We start from the raw sequence: 21,643 nt of genomic DNA, 5'->3' as shown, positions 1-21,643 counted from the left end.
CCGTCGGACCGGGCGGCGGCTCGTCGACGCGCCGCCGGGCAGCGGGCCCGAGAAGAACGGGAGCGGCGTGTGGCAGCCGGTGACGTGGGTGGGGCGGAGCCGTTCACCTGCACCTGCCCGCCGGCGTGCGACGAGGTCGACGACTGGTCCGGTCGCCCGGTCCACGCCGAGCAGTGCCCGTGCTGCTGCGACGTGGGCTGACCCGCTGCTACCGTGGGCCCGTGCGCGGCAGCCTCCTGCTTACCCGCCGCGGCGAGGCCCTCTCCTAGGTCGGCCCCCTCGCCGCGGTGTCTGCCGTGACCGAGCGCGTTCCCGGCGCCGCTGACCGCCCCACCGGAGCTGAGTCCAGCCCGCGCCAGAGGAGCCCTACCGTGTCCGAGCAGCACCCGCACGTACGCCATCCGCAGCAGCCCTCCCGGATGCCGATCCACCGCTACGCGCCTTTCACCCCCGTCGTCCTGACCGACCGCACCTGGCCGGAGAAGGTCACCACCCAGGCCCCGCGCTGGTGCGCTGTCGACCTGCGCGACGGAAATCAGGCCCTCATCGACCCGATGACGCCCGACCGGAAGCGCCGCATGTTCGAGCTGCTGGTCCGGATGGGCTACAAGGAGATCGAGGTCGGCTTCCCCGCGGCCAGCCAGACCGACTTCGACTTCGTCCGCCAGCTGATCGAAGACGACCTGGTCCCCGACGACGTCTGCATCCAGGTGCTGACCCAGGCGCGCGACGAGCTGATCGAGCGCACCTTCGAGTCCCTGCGCGGCGCGAAGCAGGCGATCGTCCACCTGTACAACTCCACGTCCACCCTGCAGCGCCGCGTCGTCTTCGACTCCGACCGCGCCGGGATCGTCGACATCGCCGTGCACGGGGCGCGCGTGGTGCGGAAGTTCGCCGAGCAGATGGGCGACACCGACATCCGCTTCGAGTACTCCCCCGAGTCGTTCACCGGCACCGAGCTCGACTTCGCCGTCGAGATCTGCAACGCCGTCACCGACGTCTGGGAGCCCACCCCCGACCGGCCGACCATCCTCAACCTGCCGGCGACGGTCGAGATGGCCGAGCCGACGGTCTACGCCGACCAGATCGAGTGGATGCACCGCAACCTGGGCCGCCGGGACTCCGTCGTCCTGTCGCTGCACCCCCACAACGACCGGGGCACCGCCGTCGCCGCCGCCGAGCTGGGCTACCGCGCCGGCGCGGACCGCATCGAGGGTTGCCTGTTCGGCAACGGCGAGCGCACCGGCAACGTCGACCTGGTCACCCTCGGCCTGAACCTATTCAGCCAGGGCATCGACCCGCAGATCGACTTCTCCGACATCGACGAGATCCGCCGCACCGTCGAGTACTGCAACCAGCTGGGCGTCCACGAGCGGCACCCCTACGGCGGCGACCTCGTCTACACCGCCTTCTCCGGCTCGCACCAGGACGCCATCAACAAGGGGTTCAAGGCCCTGGCCGCCGACGCCGAGGCCGCCGGCAAGCCGGTCGAGGACATGCCCTGGGCGGTCCCGTACCTGCCGATCGACCCCAAGGACGTCGGCCGCAGCTACGAGGCCGTCATCCGGGTGAACAGCCAGTCCGGCAAGGGCGGCGTCGCCTACATCATGAAGACCGAGAACCACCTCGACCTGCCCCGCCGGCTGCAGATCGAGTTCAGCGCCGTCATCCAGCAGCACACCGACGACGAGGGCGGCGAGGTCACCGCCCAGCAGATGTGGGCGGCGTTCTCCAACGAGTACCTGCCCGACCCCGACGCCCCGTGGGGCCGGTTCGGCCTGACCGGCCACCGGCACACCGCGACGGGGGACCAGACCGACGAGATGGTCGTCGAGCTGGTCGACGGCGGCGTACCGGTGACCCTCGAGGGCAGAGGCAACGGGCCGATCGCCGCGTTCGTCGACGCCCTGCGCAGCATCGACGTCGACGTCCGCGTGCTCGACTACGCCGAGCACGCCCTCTCCGCCGGTGGCGACGCCCGCGCCGCCGCCTACGTCGAGTGCGCTGTCGGCGACCGGATCCTCTGGGGCGTCGGCATCGACGCCAACATCGTGACCGCCTCGCTGCGCGCGGTCGTCTCCGCGGTCAACCGCGCCCAGCGCTGACCCGCGGCGGCGGGGACCTCCTGCTCAGCCGGGCGGGAGGTCCCCGTCCTCGCGGCGGCTCTCCACCAGCGCCCGCGCGGGATCCTCTGGCGGGGCGTCGGCCGGCTCGTCCCCGCGGTACAACCGGTCCGAGGCCTCCCCGGTGCGCAGCTCGTCGACCAGCAGCAGGTCGCGGCGCACGTGCCGGCGGCGGTAGGCCACCCGGCTGACCATGTGGGCGCTGACCGGGGCGGTGAGCATCTGGAAGACCGCCACGAGCAGCAGCATCCAGGTCGCCGACCAGCCCTCCAGCCGGATCGCTCCGCCGACCATGATCAGCAGGATGCCCAGCACCTGGGGCTTGGTGCCGGCGTGCATCCGGGTCAGGACGTCGTGGAAGCGCACCAGCCCCAGCCCGGCGGTGAGGCACAGGAACGACCCGGCGAGCAGCAGCCCGACGGCGACGACGTCGCGGACGCCCTCGATCTCGCTCATCGCTCCCCCTCCGCGGCCCGCGCCGCCCGCTCCTCGGCGGCCAGCGGGAGCCCGACGTCCTGCCCGTCACCGGTGGAGGAGACGAGCATGCCGCCGATGTAGCGGGCCACCGACACCGAGCCGACGAAGGCCAGCAGCGACACCACCACGAGCACCGGCACCACGGTCGGATCGCGCTCCAGCGCCGCGTGCACCGCGAGCCCCGCCGAGATGATCACCAGCAGCACGTCGGTGGCCACCACCCGGTCCAGCAGCGACGGGCCGCGGGCCAGCCGCACCAGGGTGAGCAGCGCGCCGCCGCCGAGCAGCAGGTAGGCCGCGTAGAAGACGGCGTTCACGGCGTCCTCCTCCCCGTCCCGGCCGGCGCCGCCCCGGGCGGGTGGGCCAGCGCGGCGATCTCGTCCGGGGACCCGAAGGCCCGCACCACGCGCTCCTCCTCGGCGAGCACCGCCGCCCGGCGCGCCTCGACGTCGGCCATGTCGCGCACGTGCAGGACGTGCAGGGACAGCGTCCGCTGCTCCCGGTCCATGTCGATGACGACCGATCCGGGGACGAGCGTGAGCGACTCGGCCACGATGGTCAGCAGCAGGTCGGAGTCGGTGCGCAGCTGCACGCGGATGATCGCGCTGTTGCCGATGCCCTGCGGCCGGATGGTCTGCCAAGCGACGAGCGCCGCCGAGCGCACCAGGTCCATCGCGAAGTAGCTGACGTAGACCAGCAGCCCCATCGGGTGCACCCGGGTGCCACCGATCACCGGGGGCAGCGGGAGCAGCACGGTCACCGCCAGGGCCAGCAGCGACCCGCTGATCAGGTTCGCCCAGGACCAGGTGCCCCACAGCAGCATCCAGACCAGCACCAGCCAGGCCATGAGCGGGATCTGGTGCCGCAGCTGGTGGAGCAGGCCCTCGCGGCGGGGTTCCGCGCTCACGGGACCTCCTCCCCGCCGAAGACCGACGAGATGTAGGGCGTGCGGTCGCGCAGGTCCCCGGCGGCGCGCTCGGCCACCCCGTACAGCGGGCCCGCCACGACGGTGAGCCCGACGGTCACCACGACCATCGCCGCCGTCGACCCGACCATGACCCGCGGCAGTGGACGCAGCGGCCGGCGGCCGGCCGCACCGTCCCCGTCCAGGCCGTCCTCGGCCGGGGCGGTCGCGGTGGCGACGGCGGTGTGCCGCTCCCAGGCGGCCCGGCGCGCGGCCTGGCGATCCTGCGGGAGGGGCGCGTCCTCGTCGCCGACGTCCACGACCGTGGAGCCGCCGTGCCCGTCCGCGGCGACCGGGGCGGGCCGGCGCTCCGGTCCGGCGTCCGCGGCGGCCGCGCGGGCGGTGTCGTCGGCCGGGGCCTGCGCGGGCGGCCGCCAGAACGCGCGGCTCCACACCCGCGAGACGGCCACGAGGGTGAGCAGGCTGGTCATCGCACCGCCGGCGACGAGCACCACCGGCAGCCACCCGCCGTCGGCGATCCCGGCCTCCAGCAGGCCCAGCTTGCCGATGAAGCCGGAGAACGGCGGGATGCCGGCGAGGTTCATCGCGGGCACGAAGTAGAGGACGGCGAGCAGCGGCGAGGCCTTGGCCAGCCCGCCCAGCCGGTCCACCGCCGTCGATCCGCCCTGCCGCTCGACCAGCCCGGCGACCAGGAACAGCGTGGTCTGGATGGCGATGTGGTGCACCACGTAGAAGATCGCCCCGGCCAGGCCCGCCGTCGTCGCCAGGGCGATGCCGAACACCATGTAGCCGATGTGGCTGACCAGCGTGAACGACAGGATGCGCCGGATGTCGGTCTGCGCGACCGCGCCCAGGATGCCGATGACCATCGTCGCCAGCGCCGCCCACAGGAGGACGTCGTCCAGCGCACCGCCCGGGAACAGCAGCGTCTGGGTGCGGATGATCGCGTAGACGCCGACCTTGGTCAGCAGGCCCGCGAACACCGCGGTGACCGGGGCCGGTGCGGTCGGGTAGCTGTCGGGCAGCCAGGCCGAGAGCGGGAAGACCGCGGCCTTGATGGCGAAGGCGATGAGCAGCATCGACTGCAGCAGCAGCTGGGTGCCCTCGGGGAGCTCGGCCAGCCGCACGGCCAGCTGGGCCATGGTGACCGTGCCCGTCGCGGCGTACACCAGCGCGATCGCGGCCAGGAAGACCAGCGAGCTGAGCAGGCTGACCACGATGTAGGTGATGCCCGCGCGGATCCGCGGCGCCGAGCCGCCCAGGGTCAGCAGCACGTAGCTGGCGGTCAGCAGCATCTCGAAGCCGACGTAGAGGTTGAACAGGTCGCCGGCGAGGAACGCGGCGGCCACACCGGCGATGAGCACCAGGAACGTCGGGTGGAAGATCGAGATGGGCGTCTCCTCGTCGCCGTCGGCCGAGCCCTGCCCGACGGCGAACACGAGCACGCCCAGCGCGACGGTCGCCGCGACGACCAGCATGAGCGCCGACAACCGGTCGACGACGAGCACGATGCCCAGCGGCACGACCCAGTCGCCCACCGAGACCGCGGCGGCACCGTCGCGGTCGGCGATGACGAGCAGCACCACCGAGACGGTGAGCACCGCCGACAGCACCAGGATGCTCAGCGTCCGCTGGATGCGCGGGTGCCGGCCGCCCACGAGCAGCGCGGCCGCGGCGCCGAGCAGCGGAAGCAGCACCGGCAGCGGGGTCAGGACGCTGATCACCGCTCGCCCCCCTCGCCGACGGGGAGCCCGACGTCGTCGGACGGGACGCCGGGACGCCGCTGCGCCAGCAGGGCCTCGACCTCGGCCTCGGACTGCAGGCTGTCCGCGTGGCCGGCGGGCCGGTCGGCGGGGTCCAGGTCGTCGGGGTCGATCTCGTCGGAGTCGGTGCTCGAGCGGCGGGCCACCCGGCGGTCCTCCTCGTCCACGCCGACGACCTCCTGACGGACCAGCCGCCAGGACCGGTAGATGATCGCCAGCAGGAACGCCGAGACCCCGAACGTGATCACGATGGCGGTCAGGATCAGCGCCTGCGGGATCGGGTCGCTCATGTCCTCGGGATCGGCGTAGCCGAGGATCGGCGCCCGCCCGCTCGGGCCGCCGGTGGACAGCAGCAGCAGGTTCGTGGCGTTGCCGAGCAGCAGGACGCCGAGCAGCACCCGGGTCAGGCTGCGGTCCAGCAGCAGGTAGACCCCCGCGGCGTAGAGCCCGCCGATGATCACCGGCAGGACGACGGTGGGCGTCATCGGACGATCACCTCGTCGGGCGCCGCGTCGATCGGGTCGTCCTCGTCCACCTGCCGGTCGAGCTCGGCGCCCAGGCTGCGCAGGATGTCCAGCACCAGCCCGACCACGACCAGGTACACGCCGATGTCGAAGAACAGCGAGGTCACCAGCTTCACGTCGCCCAGCACGGGCAGGGTGGTCTCGAGGATCGCCGTCTGCAGCACCTCGGCCCCCAGCGCCAGGCCCACGACGCCGGTGCCGCCGGAGAACAGCAGGCCCGCGCCCAGCAGCAGCCCGGGGTCCACCGGCGCGGCCTCGCCCAGCTCGTACCGGCCGCCGGCGAGGTAGCGCAGCACCAGCGCGAGGCCGGCCACCAGCCCCCCGGCGAACCCGCCGCCGGGCTCGTTGTGCCCGCTGAACAGCAGGTAGACGGAGAAGACGACGATGGTGTGGAAGAGGACCCGGGTGACCACCTCGAGCACCACCGAGCGCCGCTCGGGCGCCAGGGCCGCCGAGGCCGCCAGCCACTGACCGCGGGGGGCCCGGCGCAGGTTGTCGGTGCGGCGGGCCAGCTGCACCGGGTCGATCCGGTCGACCCCGCCGGTGCGCCGGCGCAGGAAGACCAGGCTGGCCACGCCGGTCGCCGCCACTACCAGCACCGAGATCTCGCCCAGGGTGTCCCAGGCGCGGATGTCGACCAGCGTCACGTTGACGATGTTCTGGCCCCCGCCGAAGCGGTAGGCCTCCTCCGGGTAGTCCACGGAGACCGGCGTCGCGGTCCGCGCGCTGAGGGCGACCGCACCCACGCAGGCCATGAGCAGCCCGACGGCGACGGCGATGACCCCGCGGGCGGCGCGCTCGCGCGGGCGGTGCCGGTCGGTGATGTCCTTGGGCAGCTTGCGCAGCACTAGGACGAAGACGACGAGGGTGAGCGTCTCGATGAGGAACTGGGTCAGCGCGAGGTCGGGCGCCCCCTGCAGCGCGAAGAGGACGGCGATCCCGTAGCCGGTGACGCCGACGACGAGCACCGCGGAGAGCCGCTGCCGGATGCGCAGCGCCAGGACCGCGGCGATGAGCACGACCGCGCCGACGAGGGCCTGGATCGGGGTGTCCCACGCCCGCCACTCCCCCGGCCACGGCGCCCGGAAGAGCAGCACCGACCCCGGCAGCGCGAGGACGACGGTGAGGATCGTGCCGAGGTAGGCCGGCAGCGAGCCGCGCTGGGTGGTGCCGGTGACCAGCACCGACAGCCGGTCGAGGCCCTGCAGCACGTTCCAGTAGCCCTCGTCGGCCGAGGCGCCCACGGCCATCCGCCGCTGGAAGCGGTTGATCGGCACGCGGAGGGCGAAGATCCCCCAGCCGCCGAGCAGGGTGAGCGCGGACAGCGCCAGCGCGGGCTGCAGCCCGTGCCAGAGCGCCAGCTTCTCGGCCTCGGGAGCGATGAGCGGCAGCGCGTCGGCGTAGCCGGCGGCCAGCGGCTCGAGCAGCGGGCTGGCCGGGCCCAGGACCAGGCTGGCCAGTGCCAGCGCGACCGGTGCGGCGAGCAGCAGCGGGCCGGGCGGGTGCTCGACCTCGGTGTCCGCGCAGCCGGGCTTGCGGGCGAAGGCGCCCCACAGGAAGCGGAACGTGTAGGCGGCGGTGATCACCGAGCCGAGCACCAGGCCGGTCAGCTCGAGCAGGGCGACGGTGCGGCCGGGCAGCCCGCCGTCCAGCAGCGCGGTGAACGCCGCCTCCTTGCCGACGAAGCCCAGCAGCGGCGGGATGCCGGCCATCGAGGCTCCGGCCAGCCCGCCGGCGACGGCGAGCACGGGGAGGCGGCGGCCGAGCCCGGACAGCACCCGCAGGTCACGGGTGCCGGTGGCGTGGTCGACGACGCCGACGGCGAGGAACAGCGTGGACTTGAACAGGGCGTGCGCGACGATCATCGCCAGCCCGGCGGCGGCCATCTCCCGGCTGCCCGCGCCGACCAGCACGACGAGGAAGCCCAGCTGGCTGACGGTGCCGAACGCCAGCAGCAGCTTGAGGTCGTTCTGCCGGATCGCCCGGTAGCCGCCGACCAGCATGGTGGCCAGCCCCAGCCCGAGCACGATCGGCCGCCACCCCGGCACCTCGGCGAATCCCGGGGCGAACCGCGCGACCAGGTAGACGCCGGCCTTCACCATGGCCGCGGCGTGCAGGTAGGCGCTGACCGGCGTCGGCGCCTCCATGGCGGCGGGCAGCCAGAAGTGGAACGGGACGAGCGCGGACTTGGTGATCGCCCCGACCAGCACCAGGACCGTGCCCGCGACGAGGAACGGTCCGTCGCCGGGGTTCGCGACGACCTTCGACAGCAGGTAGCTGCCGCTGGTCTCGCCGATCATGATCAGCCCGACCAGCATCGCCAGGCCGCCGGCGGTGGTGAGGACCAGCGCCTGGCTCGCCGCCCGCCGGGCCGCCAGACGGGTGCCCGAGCCACCGATGAGCAGGTAGGAGAAGACGGTGGTCAGCTCCCAGAAGACGTAGAGCAGGAGCAGGTCGTCGGCGAGGACCAGGCCCAGCATGGAGCCCGCGAAGGCCGTCATCACGCCCGCGAAGCGGCCGATGCCCTCGTCGTCAGGGGCGAAGTAGCGGGCGCAGTAGAGCAGGACCAGCGCGCCGACCCCGGTGACCAGTGCCGCCAGCGTCAGCGACAGGGCATCCAGCCGGAGCGCGACCTCCAGGTGCAGGGCCGGCACCCACGGCGTCGTCTCGCGCACCTCGCCGCCGTCGGTGACGGTGCCCAGCTGGGCCAGCACCCAGGCGAAGCCCGCGGCCGGGACCAGGGCGAGGACGAGGAACGCCTGCCGCCCCCACCAGCGCACGAGGACCGGCGCCGCGAGGGCGGCGATCAGGTGGGCCAGGAGGAGCGCTGTCACAGGTCTCCGGGAGTCGTGGTGGGCTCGGGGACGACCACAGACGGCGAGGGCTGACCGGCGGCGGTGACCCCAGGCTACCGGCCGTCTCCGGGGCCTGCTCCCGCGCTGGGATCAGGTGACCTGATCCCAGCGCGTCCTCCCTCACGGTGCACGGTGAGGGAGGACGCTCCGCGGTGAGGGAGGACGGCGACGGGTCACCCCTCGGCGAGCTCCGCGGCGGTCAGCCAGGCCTCCTCGACCGCGTCCTTCTCCGCCTGCAGCGCCCGCAGCTGGGCGTCGAGCTCGGCCGCCCGCGCGTAGTCGGTCGCGGCGGCGGCGAGCTGCTCGTGCAGCTTCTGCTCGTCGGCGTCCAGCTTGAGCATGCGGCGCTCCAGCCGGCCGACCTCCTTCTTCGCCGCGCGCGCCTCGGCGGCCGAGACGGCGGACTTCGCGGTCGACGGCGCACCCACCGGACGCGGCCCCGCGTCGCCGGCCGCCGTCGTCAGGGGGGCACCGCCGGCCGCCCGGCGCCGCAGGTACTCCTCGACCCCGCCGGGCAGCTCGGCGAGCGAGCCGTCACCCAGCAGCGCCACCACCGTGTCGCAGACCCGGTCCACGAAGTACCGGTCGTGGCTGACGACCAGCACCGTGCCGGGGAAGGTGTCGAGCAGGTCCTCGAGCGCGGTGAGGGTGTCGATGTCCAGGTCGTTGGTCGGCTCGTCGAGCACCAGCACGTTCGGCTCGGCCATGAGCAGCCGGAGCAGCTGCAGCCGCCGCCGCTCGCCGCCGGAGAGGTCGCCGACCGGCGTCCACTGGCGGCTGGCCGCGAACCCGAACCGCTCGGCCAGCGACGACGCCGAGATCTCCTGGTTGCCGATCCGGGCCAGCCGGGCGACGTCCTGCACCGCCTCCAGCACCCGCGCCTTCGGCGGCAGCTCCGCGACGTGCTGCGACAGGTAGGCCGCCGCCACCGTCTGACCGACGACCACCCGGCCCGAGTCGGGCTCTGTCTCCCCCACGAGCAGCTTGAGCAGCGAGGTCTTGCCCGCGCCGTTGACGCCGACGATGCCGATCCGGTCGCCCGGGCCGACGTTCCAGGTCAGGTCCCGGAACAGCGTGCGCGGGCCCTGCTCGGTGGGGACGGCGTAGGAGACGTCCTCGACGTCGTAGACCGTCCTGCCGAGGCGCCGGGCGGCGAAGCCCTGGAGCGCCATGGTGTCCCGCGGCGGCGGCTCGTCGGCGATCAGCGCCTGCGCGGCCTCGATGCGGAACTTCGGCTTGCTGGTGCGGGCCGGCGGGCCGCGCCGCAGCCAGGCCAGCTCCTTGCGCACGAGGTTGAGCCGCCGCTCCTCGGTGACCGAGGCGATCCGCGCCCGCTCCGCCCGGGCCAGCGTGTACGCCGAGTAGCCGCCGTCGTAGGCGTGCACCGCGCCGTCGGCGACCTCCCACGTCGTGGTGCACACCTCGTCGAGGAACCAGCGGTCGTGGGTGACGACGACCAGCCCGCCGGGGCGCGAGCGCACGTACTCGGCCAGCCAGGCGACGCCCTCGACGTCGAGGTGGTTGGTCGGCTCGTCGAGCACGAGCAGGTCCAGCGGGCGGATGAGCTGGGCGGCCAGGGCCACGCGGCGCCGTTCGCCACCGGACATCGGGGCGACCGGGGCGTCCAGGCCCATCCGGTCGAGCTCCAGCCCGGCGAGCACGCTGCGGACGGCGGGGTCGGCGGCCCACTCGTGCTCGCTGGCGAACAGGGTCGTGGGGAGGACGACGTCGCGCACCGTCGTCCCCTCGGGGAGGGTGCCCAGCTGGTCCAGGACGCCCATCGCGAGGTCGCCGCGGCGGGTGACCCGGCCGGAGTCGGGCTCGTCAATACCGGTGAGCAGGGACATCAGCGTGCTCTTGCCGCCGCCGTTGCGGCCCACGACCCCGATCCGCTCGCCCGCGGCGACGCCCAGGGAGACGTCGTCGAGGACGACCGTCGTGCCGAATGCCTTGTGCACCCGCTCGAAGTTGACCAGGTTCAGCGGTGCGCTCATCGCCACCAGTATCCGCCCCCCTGCTTTTCCGCGGAGAAGCAGGATCAAGCGAGGCGGGTGACCTCGACGGTGACCGTGTGCCCCTCGCTGCGCGGCCCGGAGAACAGGCCCTTGAAGGGCGGGACGTCGCCGTAGTCCCGGCCGCGGCCGAGGGTGACGTGCCGGTTGCCGATCGGGACGGAGTTGGTCGGGTCGAAGCCGTTCCAGCCGCCGTCCCACCACTCCACCCACGCGTGGCTCTCGCCGGTCACCGCGGCGCCGATCTCGCCGTCGGGCCGCGGGTGCAGGTAGCCCGAGACGTAGCGCGCCGGTATGCCCAGCGCGCGCAGGATGCCGACGGTGACGTGGGTGATGTCCTGGCAGACGCCCAAGCCCCGCCGCCAGGCCTGCATCGCGTTGGTCTTCACGTTCGTGGAGCCCGACAGGTACTCCATGTGGTCGTGCACGAACCCGCACACCAGCGGGCCGGCGTCCTGGGGCCGGCCGTCGCCCACCAGGTCCCGGGCGGCGGCGACGACGTCGTCGTCGATGGCGGTCAGCGCCGTCGGGGCCAGCAGCTCGCCGAACTGCTCGCGGACCTCGCGCCCGGCCAGCGCCGCCCAGCCCAGCCGGTCGTGCGCGGCGAGGTCGGGCCCGGCCTCGACGATCGACGTCCCGGTGACCACGAGCTCCGCGTGCGGCGTGTGCAGGTCGAAGGCGGTGACCGTGGAGTCCCAGTAGTCGCGGTAGGGGTAGGCGGTGGCCCCGGGTTCGATCTCCACCCGGGAGCGCAGCGTCGTCTGCCGGGCGCTGTTATCCGGCGTCAGCCGCGCCTCGTTGTAGGAGGAGCGCACCGGGCCGCTGTAGTGGAAGCGGGTGCGGTGCACGATCTGCAGCCGCCACCGCGAGCCGGGGGTGCGCGCGACCGGCGCCTGCGCTTGGAACTGGGTCATCGCCGCCTCACCCGACCTGCTCGGGCACCCACACCTGCGGGGCCTGCTCGGTGAAGTAGCGGTGGGTCACCGCGGCGCTGGCCGCCGAGGAGGTGCGCTGGAGCTCCTCCAGCCGTGCGGGCAGCTGCGCCAGCAGGTCGGGCGTGCTCATGAACTCCAGCATGGTGCGGGCCCGGCCGACGATGCGGTGCGCCTCGCCGGCCACGCCGACCCGGGCGGTGTCCCGGACCGTGGAGCGCTGCAGCTCCGCGAGGCACGCCTCGGCCTGCTCGAGCGAGGCGAACACCGACCGCGGGAAGAGCCGGTCCAGCAGCAGGAACTCCGCGGCCCGGCTGGAGTCGACGACGCCGCGGTAGGTGCGCAGGTAGGGCTCGTAGGCGCCGGTGGAGCGCAGCACCAGCGTCCAGGACGGCGCGGCGTCCCCGGCGAGCACGCGGGTCGACAGCATCCGGGAGGTCATGTCCACCCGCTCGAGCGACCGGCCGAGGATGAGGAACAGCCAGCTCTCGTCGCGGCTCATCGTGGCGTCGGCCAGCCCGAACACCATCGCCGAGCGCTCGCGGACGAACCGGAACAGCGAGTGCGGGCCGTACCGGCGGGCCATCGTGCGCTGCTGCGGCAGGGCGTTGTGCGTGACGTTGAGCGACTCCCAGATCTCGGCGCTCAGCACCTCGCGCGCGCCCCGGGCGTTCTCGCGGGCGGCCGACAGCGCGCCCACGATCGAGCTGGGGCTGGTCCGGTCGAAGGCGAGGGTGGCGAGCACCCGCTCGGTGTCGGCCTCCGGTTCGGGGACCGGCGAGCCCATCAGCGCCAGCAAGTTGGCGCACGCCCGCCGCTCGTCGATCCACGGGTCCTCGACCAGGCGCTGGGTGTGCACGTCGAGGATGCGGGAGGTGTCGTCGGCGCGCTCCACGTAGCGGCCGATCCAGAACAGCGACTCCGCGATCCGGCTCAGCATCCCGCGCCCCCCTGCGGCTCGGACAGCTGTTGTTGCTGCTGGGCCTGGGCGAGGGCGTTGTCGTTGAGCGGGCCGGGGTCGGGCACCGACGGCTCGTCCGGCAGGTCGGCCGGGGTGAACTCGACGGTGGTCAGGTCGCGCGCCGGGTCTCCGACGTCGCCGTCGCCCACCGGCCGCGGGGGGCTGAGCACCCAGGTGTCCTTGGAGCCGCCACCCTGGCTGGAGTTCACCACCAGCTCCCCCTCCGGCAGGGCCACCCGCGTCAGGCCGCCGGGCAGCACCCACACCTTTTCGCCGTCGTTGACCGCGAACGGCCGCAGGTCCACGTGCCGCGGCGCGATCCGGCCGCCCACCAGCGTCGGGCACGTGGACAGCCCGATCGGCTTCTGCGCGATCCAGTCCCGCGGGGTGGCGCGCACCTTGACGGCCAGCTCCACCAACGTCTTCTCGTCGGCGCGCGGACCGATGACGATGCCCTTTCCCCCGGAGCCGTCCACCGGCTTGAGCACCAGCTGGTCGAGGGACTCCAGCACCCACTCGACGGTGTCCCGGTCGTCGAGCCGGTAGGTCTCGGCGTTCTGCAGCACCGGCTCCTCGCCCAGGTAGTACCGGACCAGGTCGGGCACCCAGGTGTAGAGCAGCTTGTCGTCGGCGACGCCGTTGCCCACCGCGTTGGCGATGGTCACCCGGCCGGTCCGGGCGGCGTTGAGCACCCCGGCGCAGCCGATCACCGAGTCGGGGCGGAAGTGCACCGGGTCGAGGAACTCGTCGTCGATGCGCCGGTAGATGACGTCGACGCGTCGCTGCCCGTCCGTCGTCCGCATGCTCACCTGGTTGCCGGCGCAGACCAGGTCGCGGCCCTCGACCAGCTCCACGCCCATCTGCCGGGCCAGCAGCGCGTGCTCGAAGTAGGCGGAGTTGTAGACGCCGGGGGTGAGGACGACGACCGTCGGGTCGGCGACGTTCGAGGGCGCGGACGCCTTGAGCGCGGCGAGCAACCGGGTCGGGTAGTCGTCGACCGGCTGGATGCGGTGGTCGGCGAAGAGCTCCGGCAGCACCTGGCTCATCGCCGCCCGGTTGGTGATGACGTAGCTGACCCCCGACGGGGAGCGCAGGTTGTCCTCGAGCACCCGGAAGTCGCCGGCCTCGTCGCGCACCAGGTCGATACCGCTGACGTGCACCCGCACCCCGTTGGGTGGCACCAGCCCGTGCGCCTGGCGGTGGAAGTGCGCGCTCGTCGTCACCACGCTGCGCGGCACGACCCGGTCGGCGAACACCTGGCCGGCGCCGTAGACGTCGGCGAGGAAGGCCTCCAGCGCCAGCACCCGCTGGGCGACGCCGCGCTCGATGACGTCCCACTCGTCGGCGCCGATGACCCGCGGCACGATGTCCAGCGGGAAGGGCTGCTCCTCACCGGCGTGGGCGAAGGTGACCCCGGCGTCGCGGTAGGTCTGGCTCAGCAGGTCGGCCCGGGCGGCCAGCTCCTCGCCGTCGATCGGCTGCAGCGAGGCGAACAGGCCCGCGTAGGCCGGACGCGGGTCCCCGACGGCGCAGAACATCTCGTCCCACTGCTGCCCCAGGACGTAGCCGTCGAAGAGGTCCGCCATGAGCGAGAACCTAGTTCGGGGATGTGTCCCGCGCGTTTCGGACGGTGACGACGGCGGTGGCGACGGCGAGCCACGGGCGCAGGGAGCCGTCCGACAGCAGCCGGCCGACCCGCCCCGAGTTCTCCTGCGCCTGGCGGAAGGCCGGGTCCTGCCCGTGCCGGCGCTCGACCTCCGCGTCGACGGCGTCGGCCGCGCGGGTCCACTCCTCCGGGCTGTCGGCGAGGTCGGCCTCGGTGGCCTCCAGCACCTCGAACCCGGCCGCGGCCAGGAGCTCGCGGGTCTCCGCCTCGGACGGGAACTCGTTGCCCTCGGGAGGCGCCGAGCCCAGCGGCCCGTCGGCGACGAACACCAGCAGGCCCAGCCGGGCGCCGTCGGTGAGCACCCGGCGCAGCTCACCCAGCGCCCCAGCCTTGTCCGAGGTGGTGCACAGGACCCCCAGGCAGACGGCGGCGTCGAACGAGGCGTCCGCGAAGGGCAGCTGCTGCCCCATGGCCACGACCGCCCGCAGCCCGAACAGCCGCCGGGAGGCGCGCACCGCGGCGGCCATCGGCTCGGCGCAGACCGGGTGCACGCCCCGTTCGGCGGCCAGCCACGCGGCCGGGCCGCCCACCCCCGCGCCGGAGTCGAGCACCCGGACCCCGGGCCGCAGCTCCAGCCGGTCGGCCAGCCAGCGCAGCGCACCCTCGCTGCCGCTGCCCCGGCAGCCCGCCGGGATCGCGGTCTGGGCACCGAGCGCCCGCACCGCCTCCTCGGTCCACCCGGCGACGGTGTCGAACTCCGCCTCCATCGCCTCGCTCTCGAGTTCGGTCATGCGGTCCCCCTCAGTTCCGTCGCGACGGCGGCCTTCACGCGGGCACCGTCGTCCTCACCTCTGCCCGAGCCCAGCCCGGACAGGTTCACCCCGACGACGCCGTCGACGGCCAGCAGCGCCCGCGCCTCCTCCACCGCGGCGGCGATGCCGGCCGCCCGCGGGTCGGGCGCGGCCAGCACCTGCTCGACTCGGTCGTCGTCCAGCTGCAGCCCGGGGAAGCGCTGCAGCACCCGGGCCGAGCGCTCGTCGGTGTAGACGGCGACCCCGGCGACGAACGGCAGCGTCGCCCCGGCCGCCCGCGCCGCGTCGACGAACTCGGCCACGCGTGCCGGCGTGCGCACGTGGTTGAGCACGCAGAGCTGCGCGCCGGCCCGCTGCTTGACCGCGACCCGGGCGGGCCGCGCCGCGACCGGTGGCGCCTCGGGCGACTCGGGCACCGCGACGGCCAGGCCCGTGGCGGCGGCGAGCGCGGCCAGCCGTGGCCCGTCGAGGTCGAAGACCTGGCTGACCCCGGGCCGGACACCGGGGCCGCGCGCGTCGCCGGTGACGCACAGGACGCCGTCGACGCCGAGGGACGCCAGCCCGGCCAGCTCCTGCTCGAGCACCACGCGGTTGCGGTCGCGGCAGGCCAGCGTCGTCCACAGCCGGCCCCCGGCGTCGTGCACCCGGGCGGCCATCATCGTGGGCGGGACGTCGGGCCGGTTGGCGTGCTCGCCGGCCAGCAGGGCGTCGGACACCGGTGCCAGCACCTCGACCACCCGGCGCACCGAGTCGGCGTCGTAGGGCGCCGTCGACAGGTCGGTGAGGACGACGGGGCCGCGCGCGGCGGCGGCGAGCAGCGCGCTGGCCGCCCCCGCTGCGACGGGGGGCTCGGGCCAGGCCGGCAGCGGGGCGTCGAGGAAGACGCAGTGGTGCTCGGCGACCTCGCACCGACCGTCGCCCCGTACGCCGCCGCACGGGCCGAACACCATGCGCTTGGGGCAGCCGAGCCGGGGTGGGAGGAGGTCCGGCACGGTCCAGCCCTGTCCGCTGCGGAAGCCCCCGAAACCCGGACCGCGCCGCGTGACCTCGGGCCCTGGGGAAGCAACGGTCGACGGCGTGGGTCGACGACGCCGCTAGTTGAGCTCTCAACCGAGGAGGCCAGCATGCCCGCCGTCATCGTCGAGGACACCACCACGCTGGCCCGCGTCCCGCTCCCGGCACCGCGCACGGTGCGCCGCCGGACCCGCTCGGTCACCACCGCCCCCTCGGGCTTCGAGGGCGAGGGTTTCCCGGTCCGCCGGGCCTTCGCCGGCGTGGACCTGCGCGACCTGGACCCCTTCATCCACATGGACCAGATGGGCGAGGTGGAGTACGCGCCCGGTGAGCCCAAGGGCACCTCGTGGCACCCGCACCGCGGTTTCGAGACCGTCACCTACATCATCGACGGCACCTTCGAGCACGCCGACTCCCACGGCGGCGGCGGGACGATCAGCAACGGCGACACCCAATGGATGACCGCCGGCGCGGTCATCAGGTTAGGGCACGTCCTCCCGGAAACAGACGCTTTCTGACACTTAAGCTCCAAAGAACGAAAGGCCCCCGTCCAGAGGTTCCTGGACGGGGGCTTCTACTTCGTCTCCTGCTACTCGATGCGATCTAGGATCCAGAGCGCGGCGTCCTCGACGTCGAGGCGACCGCTCTCTACATCCAGCACAAACTGCCCTGCCTCTTCGGCGGCAAGGTCGCGGAAGCGGAGACCTCCATGACCGAGAAAGGTCACGCAGGCGATCCAGGCCGTGCGCTTGTTGCCGTCGCGGAAGGCGTGAGCGGCGACAATCCCCCGCACCAGCACGGCGGCCTTCGCATAGATCGTCGGGTAGAGGTCTTCACCTCCCCACGTCTGAAGGGGCTGCCCCAGCGCGGACTCAAGTTGACCCCGCTGAAGAACAGTCGTGACCCCAGCCGTGACAGCGCGGTTGATCTCCACTACTGCCTCGATGTCGAGGCAGTAGCTCACCTAACAGCCAGCCAGTCCAAGGTCGGACGCCACCGCTTGATCTCCGCCTCAGCGAGTCGGACGGTCAGCTCTGGGTCGACCAAGTGGGTGCTGGGGCGCCGGATCGGCGCCTTCGCTCCCTTCAGCGCCGCACGCGCATAGAAGTTGCGCATGCTGCGCTGACTGATCTCCTCGTCGCAGTGAGCACCCTCCGGCAGGTCGCCTCGCGCCTCCTGCCAAGGGGCGTCCTCGTGCGTCATCCGGCTCAGAGTGTCGCCATCACAGGGGCCGTAGAAGGCAAGCACGGCCTCGACAACGTTGATCTCGTCGTCGGTGAGGGAGTCCGGCTTCACGCCCGGCATGCTGCCCACCGTGAACTGCCCGCGGTGGGAGTTCCATACGGACTTCGTGACCGGGCCGTCGCGCCACGCCTCGATGCGATCCTCGAACAGCGGGCGACCGTCCCAGGCGAGCGACCATGCCTGGGCGTAGTACGTGAGCTTCTGAAGCTTCCGCGCAGACATGGGACCGAGGCGATCAAGGATGTAGGCAGCGACGTTCCGCGCCGTCGTAGTGCTCATCTCGACCTCCTCGCCTGTGGATAACCCGTGCACGGTTTTGTGGATACGTCCCACAACGCCGAATGGTAGCGGCACCTTCCGACATTCGGCTCGCAGGCCAAGGCTCTCAACCCGAAGTCGCTACTTCGAGGGACGGGGACGCGCGGGTCCTGCCGCTAGGCTCCTGCGTCTTCTCCATGGGTCACGGAGTGGAGCCTAGCGGCAGGAGTCAAGCGGCAGGAGCGAAACCGCTGGTCAACCGCCAATTGCGCCCGCTGCCAAAAGGGCGGCGGGTCGACCGCGAGGGCGTAGGCGACCGGGTCGAACGTGGGCTCCGGCTCGCCGAGGCGTGCCTCGATCTCCTGACGGACGAGGGAGTCGGGCGAGGCGGCTCCATCCCGGCCACCTACGGCCGCCGCGAGCCGGTACCGCACGGCGGGGTCGCCGGCGAGACGGGGCAGAGCACCCCCCGGCCGCCTCGCGGCGAGCCGCGGACTCCTGAGCTCCGGTCCCCCGGTGGCCACGGCCGCCGGGGGACCCGGTACGACCCGGCTCAGTCGCCGGTCAGCTCCATGACCGAGAACGCGGCGCCCCAGGGGTCCTCGAGCACGGCGAACCGCCCGAACGGGGAGTCCTCGGCGGGGTGCAGGACCTTGCCGCCGCCGCCCTCGACCGTGGCGACCGCGTCGTCGGTGGAGGCCACGGCGAAGCACACGGTCCACCCCTTGGGCAGACCCGGCTGCACCTGCCCCAGGCCGCCCAGCGGACGGTCGCCGGTGCGGAAGGTCGCGTAGTCCATGCCGTCCATCGCGTCCCACTCGAAGCCGAACACCGCGCTGAAGAAGCGCTTCGCGCCATCGGTGTCCTCGACGGCCGCCTCGTTCCAGACCAGGGTGCCGGGCTCGTTGAACCGCTGGACACCGGTGTGCGTGCCGGACTGCCAGAGCCCGAACGCCTGCCCCTGCGGGTCGAGCGCGATGACCATCGTGCCCATCGGCCCGACCTCCATCGGCTCGACCACGACCGTGCCGCCGGCCTCGCGGATCCGGCCGGCCGTCGCCGCGGCGTCGTCGGTGGCGAAGTACGTCGTCCAGGCCGGTGAGTCGCCCTCGCCCATCAGCGGGCCGAGGCCGGCGACCTGGGAACCGTCCTTCTCCGCGTTCCAGTAGCCGCCGTACTCCGGGTCACCCCCGGTCCAGCTCCAGCCCAGCAGATCCCCGTAGAACCCCTTCGCGGCGTCCGTGTCGCCGGCGCCGTAGTCGATCCAGCAGGGGGTGCCGGCCGGCCAGGCGGTGTCTCGAGTGGGCATCTCGCTCCTCCTCCATGTGTGAGGGGGGTCACGGTGCCATCGGGGTCCGACAGTTCCCAGGACTCCCGGCGCGGGGGCTCAGAAGCGACCGCCGGCCGATCCGCCGCCGCCGAAGCCACCCCCGCCGCGGCCGCCCCCGCCGCCGTAGCCGCCGCCGCCGAACCCCCCGCCGCCGAACCCGCCGCCGAACCCACCCCGGCTCCCGCCGGCCAGGATCCCGCCGAGCACCAGGCTGCCCAGGTCCACGCCGCCGCGCCGGTACCCGCCGCCGTAGCCGCCACCGAACCCGCCGGGACCGCCGCCGTAGCCACCGCCGTAGCCGCCGCCGTAGCCGCCCCAGCCCGCCAGGTCGTCCTGGGCCCGCTCGAGGGCCGAGCGCGCCAGCGACGTCGCCTGGTGCGCCTGCTGCAGTGCGGCCACCGGCTCGTCGCGCCCACGATCGACGGCGGCGTCGAGGTGCCGCTGCGCCTCGGCCAGCCGGGTGCGCGCCTCGGGCCCCACCGCCCCGCGCCGGGTGGCGATGAAGTCGGCGGCGGCGTCGATCTCCGACCGCGCGGTCAGCACCGCGGACTCCAGGGCGCCCGCGGCCCGGCGTCGCTGGGTCTCCGCGTCCCGGGCGACGACGAGGGCCTGCTCGAGCGCGATGTCGGCCTCCTCCAGCTGCCGCAGGGCCGCCAGCGGGTCGGGGCGATCCCCGGCCATCAGCTCGTCGGCCGCGGACAGCGCGGCCTCGGCGCGGGCGACCTGGGGGCGCAGGCCGCTCCGGTCCCCCGACGCCGCGAGCGAGCGGGCCTCGGCGAGGTCCTTCTCCGTCTCGGCCCGGACCGCCGCCACCCGTCCGCCGGCGGCCTCCAGGTCCGCGCCGAGCCGGCCGACGGCGTCGAGCAGCGTGGCGGTCTGCGCGACGGCGTCCTCGGCCGCCCGGATGTCGCCCACGGCGTCCCCGGGACGCCCGGCGCCCAGCGCGTCCAGCGCCTCGTTGACCTCGGCCTCGGCGGCGGCCAGGCGCGCCTGCGCCTCGGTCACGTTGCCGCGCACCGGTGCGACGGCGGACTCGGCGAACCGGGCCGTGAGCCCCGCCAGCCGCTGGTCCTCCTGGGGGATGCGGGCGCGCAGCTGGGCGATGCGCGGTGCCAGCGCCTCCAGGACCTGGGGTGCGGTGTTCTCCAGGTCGCGCAGCTCGGCGAAGGCCCCGGCCTGCTCGTCCAGCCGGGCGGATGCCGACTGCGTGAGCCGGAGCATCTCCCCGAGCATCTGCCGCGTCGTCGGCTCGTCCTCCGGCACGTCGTCGTCGAGCTGCTGCCGCAGCGCGAAGGCGCGCGACAACTCGTCCCGCGACGCCGTCAGCGCCGCGTCGAACCCGGTCACCGCCTCGTCGCCGTACTGGGCGCGGGCGTAGTCGAGGTCCAGCTGGGAGGTCTTCATCGCCTCGTCCAGCTCCAGCAGCGCGGTGCTGGCCCGGCCCTGCAGCTGCTCGGTCGACTCACCGGCGTAGGGGTCGGCCCGCTCGATGCGGGTGACCGGCGGGGGCGCCGCGGCCGCCTTCCGCCGTCGGTTGCGGCTCACCAGGTAGGCGCCGCCACCGACGACGGCGATCGCGCCGAGGACGAGCAGCGCGCCACCGCCACCGGAGTCACCCGAGCCGCCCGAGTCGGGCGCCTCGCCGGTGCGCAGGATGTCGGCGAACGCGACAACACCGGCCTCCCAGTCCCCCTCGGCGAACTCCGGCTCGACCGCCTGCCCGGCCAGCGTCTCCGCCTCGGCGCGGCTGACGTCGGCGATGTCGGGCACGAAGAAGCCGTACTCCCTCTCCTCCTCGGCGACCGCCAGCAGGGCGTCGTTCCCGCCCAGCCCGGACAAGGCATAGGTGTCCTGGGTCCACTCGTCCGCGGTGCCCGGCTCGAAGGAGTCGACGAAGACGACGAAGAGCTGGATGCCGTCCTCGGTCCGCAGCTCCCCGATGGCCCCCGCGAGGTCGTTCTGCTCGCTCACCGTGAGCGCATCGGCCCGGTCGTCGATCTGCTCACCCAGCCGGAACGGCTCCTCGGCCAGGGCCGGCCCGGCTCCGACGGCGAGCACCGCGGCGGCGCCCAGGACCACGAACAGCCGGCGGACGGCTCCCTCGACACGGATCACCGATCGACAGTACCGACGACACGGTGGGTCCGGCGGTCGTGCGCTGGGTAGGGGCGCGCGGTAGGTCCCCACCACACCGAAGGAGCGCCCGTGCCCGACGACGACCGGATCCCCGCCGCCGACCTGCCGCCGGGGGCGGTGCGCCGGGTCGGCGACTGGGCCGTCGGCAACCGCGGTCCCGGCCCCGACGGGGAGGACCGGCACTTCGCCGTCTCCCGCCGCTGCCGGCACCAGCTCGCCGACCTCTCCGAGGGGACCCTGGACGCCGACGGCTGCCTCGTCTGCCCCTGGCACCAGAGCCGCTACGACGTCCGCACCGGCGAGATGGTCGAGGGGCCGCGCGGCTTCCTCGGCTACCACGGCCCGACGCCGGGCTACACCCAGCTGGTGCGGCTGCTCGGCTCGGTGGCCCGCTTGCGCGTCCGCCGCGCCGTCCGCCGCGGCGACGACGTCGTCCTCGACTAGGGGCGCACTCCCGGCTTCAGCTGATCATCGGCATCTGGCTGCCCTCGTCGGCGTGGCGACCAGCCAGCTGACGATGATCAACTACCGACGAGGACTAGGTGTACTGCCCGGTGACGTTGGTGCAGCGTGTGATCGGCGGGAGGTTGCTGAGCGCTGTGTGGGGCCGGTGGTGGTTGTAGTGGTGCAGCCAGCCTGACAGAGCAGCCCGGCGAGCGGTCTCGGAGGT

The 21,643-nt window shown here is 73.7% G+C and carries 20 protein-coding genes; 3 read left to right on the top strand and 17 right to left on the bottom strand.

All coding sequences use genetic code 11. The features are described 5' to 3' along the window. The first annotated feature begins 371 nt into the window (after positions 1 to 371). A complete protein-coding gene (gene leuA / locus DQ239_RS19250) occupies positions 372 to 2,105 on the top strand; it encodes a 2-isopropylmalate synthase (protein WP_199583193.1) in 1,734 nt (577 codons plus the stop codon). A 24-nt stretch (positions 2,106 to 2,129) separates the two neighbouring features. Here the strand turns inward: leuA and mnhG are convergent, their stop codons facing one another. The 12 genes from mnhG to DQ239_RS19190 form a co-directional block, all read right to left on the bottom strand. Beyond that, positions 2,130 to 2,579 carry a monovalent cation/H(+) antiporter subunit G gene (mnhG, locus tag DQ239_RS19245; protein ID WP_113836030.1) on the bottom strand — a complete coding sequence of 150 codons (450 nt, stop codon included), beginning with the start codon at positions 2,577 to 2,579 and terminating at the stop codon, positions 2,130 to 2,132. After that, the gene (locus tag DQ239_RS19240; RefSeq protein WP_113836029.1) at positions 2,576 to 2,917 is read right to left on the bottom strand and encodes a monovalent cation/H+ antiporter complex subunit F; all 342 of its coding nucleotides are present in this window, start codon (positions 2,915 to 2,917) and stop codon (positions 2,576 to 2,578) included. The genes mnhG and DQ239_RS19240 overlap by 4 nt, the downstream gene beginning before the upstream one ends. Further along, a complete protein-coding gene (locus DQ239_RS19235; protein ID WP_233489501.1) occupies positions 2,914 to 3,507 on the bottom strand; it encodes a Na+/H+ antiporter subunit E in 594 nt (197 codons plus the stop codon). The genes DQ239_RS19240 and DQ239_RS19235 overlap by 4 nt, the downstream gene beginning before the upstream one ends. Next, positions 3,504 to 5,249, bottom strand: a complete 1,746-nt coding sequence (locus DQ239_RS19230) for a Na+/H+ antiporter subunit D (RefSeq protein ID WP_199583191.1) — start codon at positions 5,247 to 5,249, stop codon at positions 3,504 to 3,506. The genes DQ239_RS19235 and DQ239_RS19230 overlap by 4 nt, the downstream gene beginning before the upstream one ends. Beyond that, positions 5,246 to 5,773 carry a Na(+)/H(+) antiporter subunit C gene (locus tag DQ239_RS19225; protein ID WP_113836028.1) on the bottom strand — a complete coding sequence of 176 codons (528 nt, stop codon included), beginning with the start codon at positions 5,771 to 5,773 and terminating at the stop codon, positions 5,246 to 5,248. Before DQ239_RS19225 ends, DQ239_RS19230 begins: the two co-directional genes overlap by 4 nt. Further along, complete coding sequence (locus tag DQ239_RS19220; protein WP_113836027.1) at positions 5,770 to 8,646, bottom strand: Na+/H+ antiporter subunit A; 2,877 nt, start codon at positions 8,644 to 8,646, stop codon at positions 5,770 to 5,772. The genes DQ239_RS19225 and DQ239_RS19220 overlap by 4 nt, the downstream gene beginning before the upstream one ends. Positions 8,647 to 8,840: 194 nt before the next feature. Beyond that, positions 8,841 to 10,661, bottom strand: a complete 1,821-nt coding sequence (locus DQ239_RS19215; protein ID WP_113836041.1) for an ABC-F family ATP-binding cassette domain-containing protein — start codon at positions 10,659 to 10,661, stop codon at positions 8,841 to 8,843. 44 nt (positions 10,662 to 10,705) lie between these two features. Continuing rightward, positions 10,706 to 11,593, bottom strand: a complete 888-nt coding sequence (locus tag DQ239_RS19210; protein WP_113836026.1) for a transglutaminase family protein — start codon at positions 11,591 to 11,593, stop codon at positions 10,706 to 10,708. A 7-nt stretch (positions 11,594 to 11,600) separates the two neighbouring features. After that, positions 11,601 to 12,551, bottom strand: a complete 951-nt coding sequence (locus DQ239_RS19205; RefSeq protein WP_113836025.1) for an alpha-E domain-containing protein — start codon at positions 12,549 to 12,551, stop codon at positions 11,601 to 11,603. Next, on the bottom strand, positions 12,545 to 14,158 hold the full coding sequence (locus DQ239_RS19200) for a circularly permuted type 2 ATP-grasp protein (RefSeq protein ID WP_113836024.1): 1,614 nt from the start codon (positions 14,156 to 14,158) through the stop codon (positions 12,545 to 12,547). The genes DQ239_RS19205 and DQ239_RS19200 overlap by 7 nt, the downstream gene beginning before the upstream one ends. Positions 14,159 to 14,168: 10 nt before the next feature. Next, positions 14,169 to 14,969: a class I SAM-dependent methyltransferase gene (locus DQ239_RS19195; RefSeq protein WP_233489500.1), complete on the bottom strand. Its 801-nt coding sequence runs from the start codon at positions 14,967 to 14,969 to the stop codon at positions 14,169 to 14,171. Next, a complete protein-coding gene (locus DQ239_RS19190) occupies positions 14,966 to 15,982 on the bottom strand; it encodes a methylenetetrahydrofolate reductase C-terminal domain-containing protein (RefSeq protein WP_233489499.1) in 1,017 nt (338 codons plus the stop codon). The genes DQ239_RS19195 and DQ239_RS19190 overlap by 4 nt, the downstream gene beginning before the upstream one ends. A 132-nt stretch (positions 15,983 to 16,114) precedes the next feature. On the opposite strand from DQ239_RS19190, the gene DQ239_RS19185 reads away from it, so the two are divergent. Beyond that, a complete protein-coding gene (locus DQ239_RS19185) occupies positions 16,115 to 16,522 on the top strand; it encodes a pirin family protein (protein WP_233489498.1) in 408 nt (135 codons plus the stop codon). Between the two features lie 71 nt (positions 16,523 to 16,593). Here the strand turns inward: DQ239_RS19185 and DQ239_RS19180 are convergent, their stop codons facing one another. The 4 genes from DQ239_RS19180 to DQ239_RS19160 all read right to left on the bottom strand — a co-directional run bounded on the left by DQ239_RS19180 (position 16,594) and on the right by DQ239_RS19160 (position 20,952). Continuing rightward, positions 16,594 to 16,968, bottom strand: a complete 375-nt coding sequence (locus DQ239_RS19180; protein WP_113836022.1) for a type II toxin-antitoxin system death-on-curing family toxin — start codon at positions 16,966 to 16,968, stop codon at positions 16,594 to 16,596. After that, complete coding sequence (locus DQ239_RS19175) at positions 16,965 to 17,528, bottom strand: type II toxin-antitoxin system antitoxin SocA domain-containing protein (protein WP_113836021.1); 564 nt, start codon at positions 17,526 to 17,528, stop codon at positions 16,965 to 16,967. The genes DQ239_RS19180 and DQ239_RS19175 overlap by 4 nt, the downstream gene beginning before the upstream one ends. Before the next feature lie 532 nt (positions 17,529 to 18,060). After that, positions 18,061 to 18,816 (bottom strand): VOC family protein, encoded by a 756-nt coding sequence (locus DQ239_RS19165; protein WP_113836019.1) that lies wholly within the window; start codon positions 18,814 to 18,816, stop codon positions 18,061 to 18,063. Positions 18,817 to 18,894: 78 nt separating this feature from the next. After that, positions 18,895 to 20,952 carry a TPM domain-containing protein gene (locus DQ239_RS19160; RefSeq protein ID WP_233489497.1) on the bottom strand — a complete coding sequence of 686 codons (2,058 nt, stop codon included), beginning with the start codon at positions 20,950 to 20,952 and terminating at the stop codon, positions 18,895 to 18,897. Between the two features lie 90 nt (positions 20,953 to 21,042). Here DQ239_RS19160 and DQ239_RS19155 point away from each other — a divergent pair, with 90 nt between their 5' ends. Next, the gene (locus tag DQ239_RS19155; RefSeq protein WP_113836018.1) at positions 21,043 to 21,417 is read left to right on the top strand and encodes a Rieske (2Fe-2S) protein; all 375 of its coding nucleotides are present in this window, start codon (positions 21,043 to 21,045) and stop codon (positions 21,415 to 21,417) included. A gap of 94 nt (positions 21,418 to 21,511) precedes the next feature. On the opposite strand, the gene DQ239_RS19150 is transcribed toward DQ239_RS19155, so the two are convergent. After that, a partial coding sequence (locus tag DQ239_RS19150) for an integrase core domain-containing protein (RefSeq protein ID WP_147252180.1) occupies positions 21,512 to 21,643 on the bottom strand: 132 nt, incomplete at its 5' end.

The organism is Blastococcus sp. TF02-09 (assembly GCF_003319105.1).
Lineage (GTDB): Bacteria > Actinomycetota > Actinomycetes > Mycobacteriales > Geodermatophilaceae > Blastococcus.
Note: the sequence above shows the minus strand (reverse complement) of the source record. Positions and strands in the feature narration are given on the sequence as shown.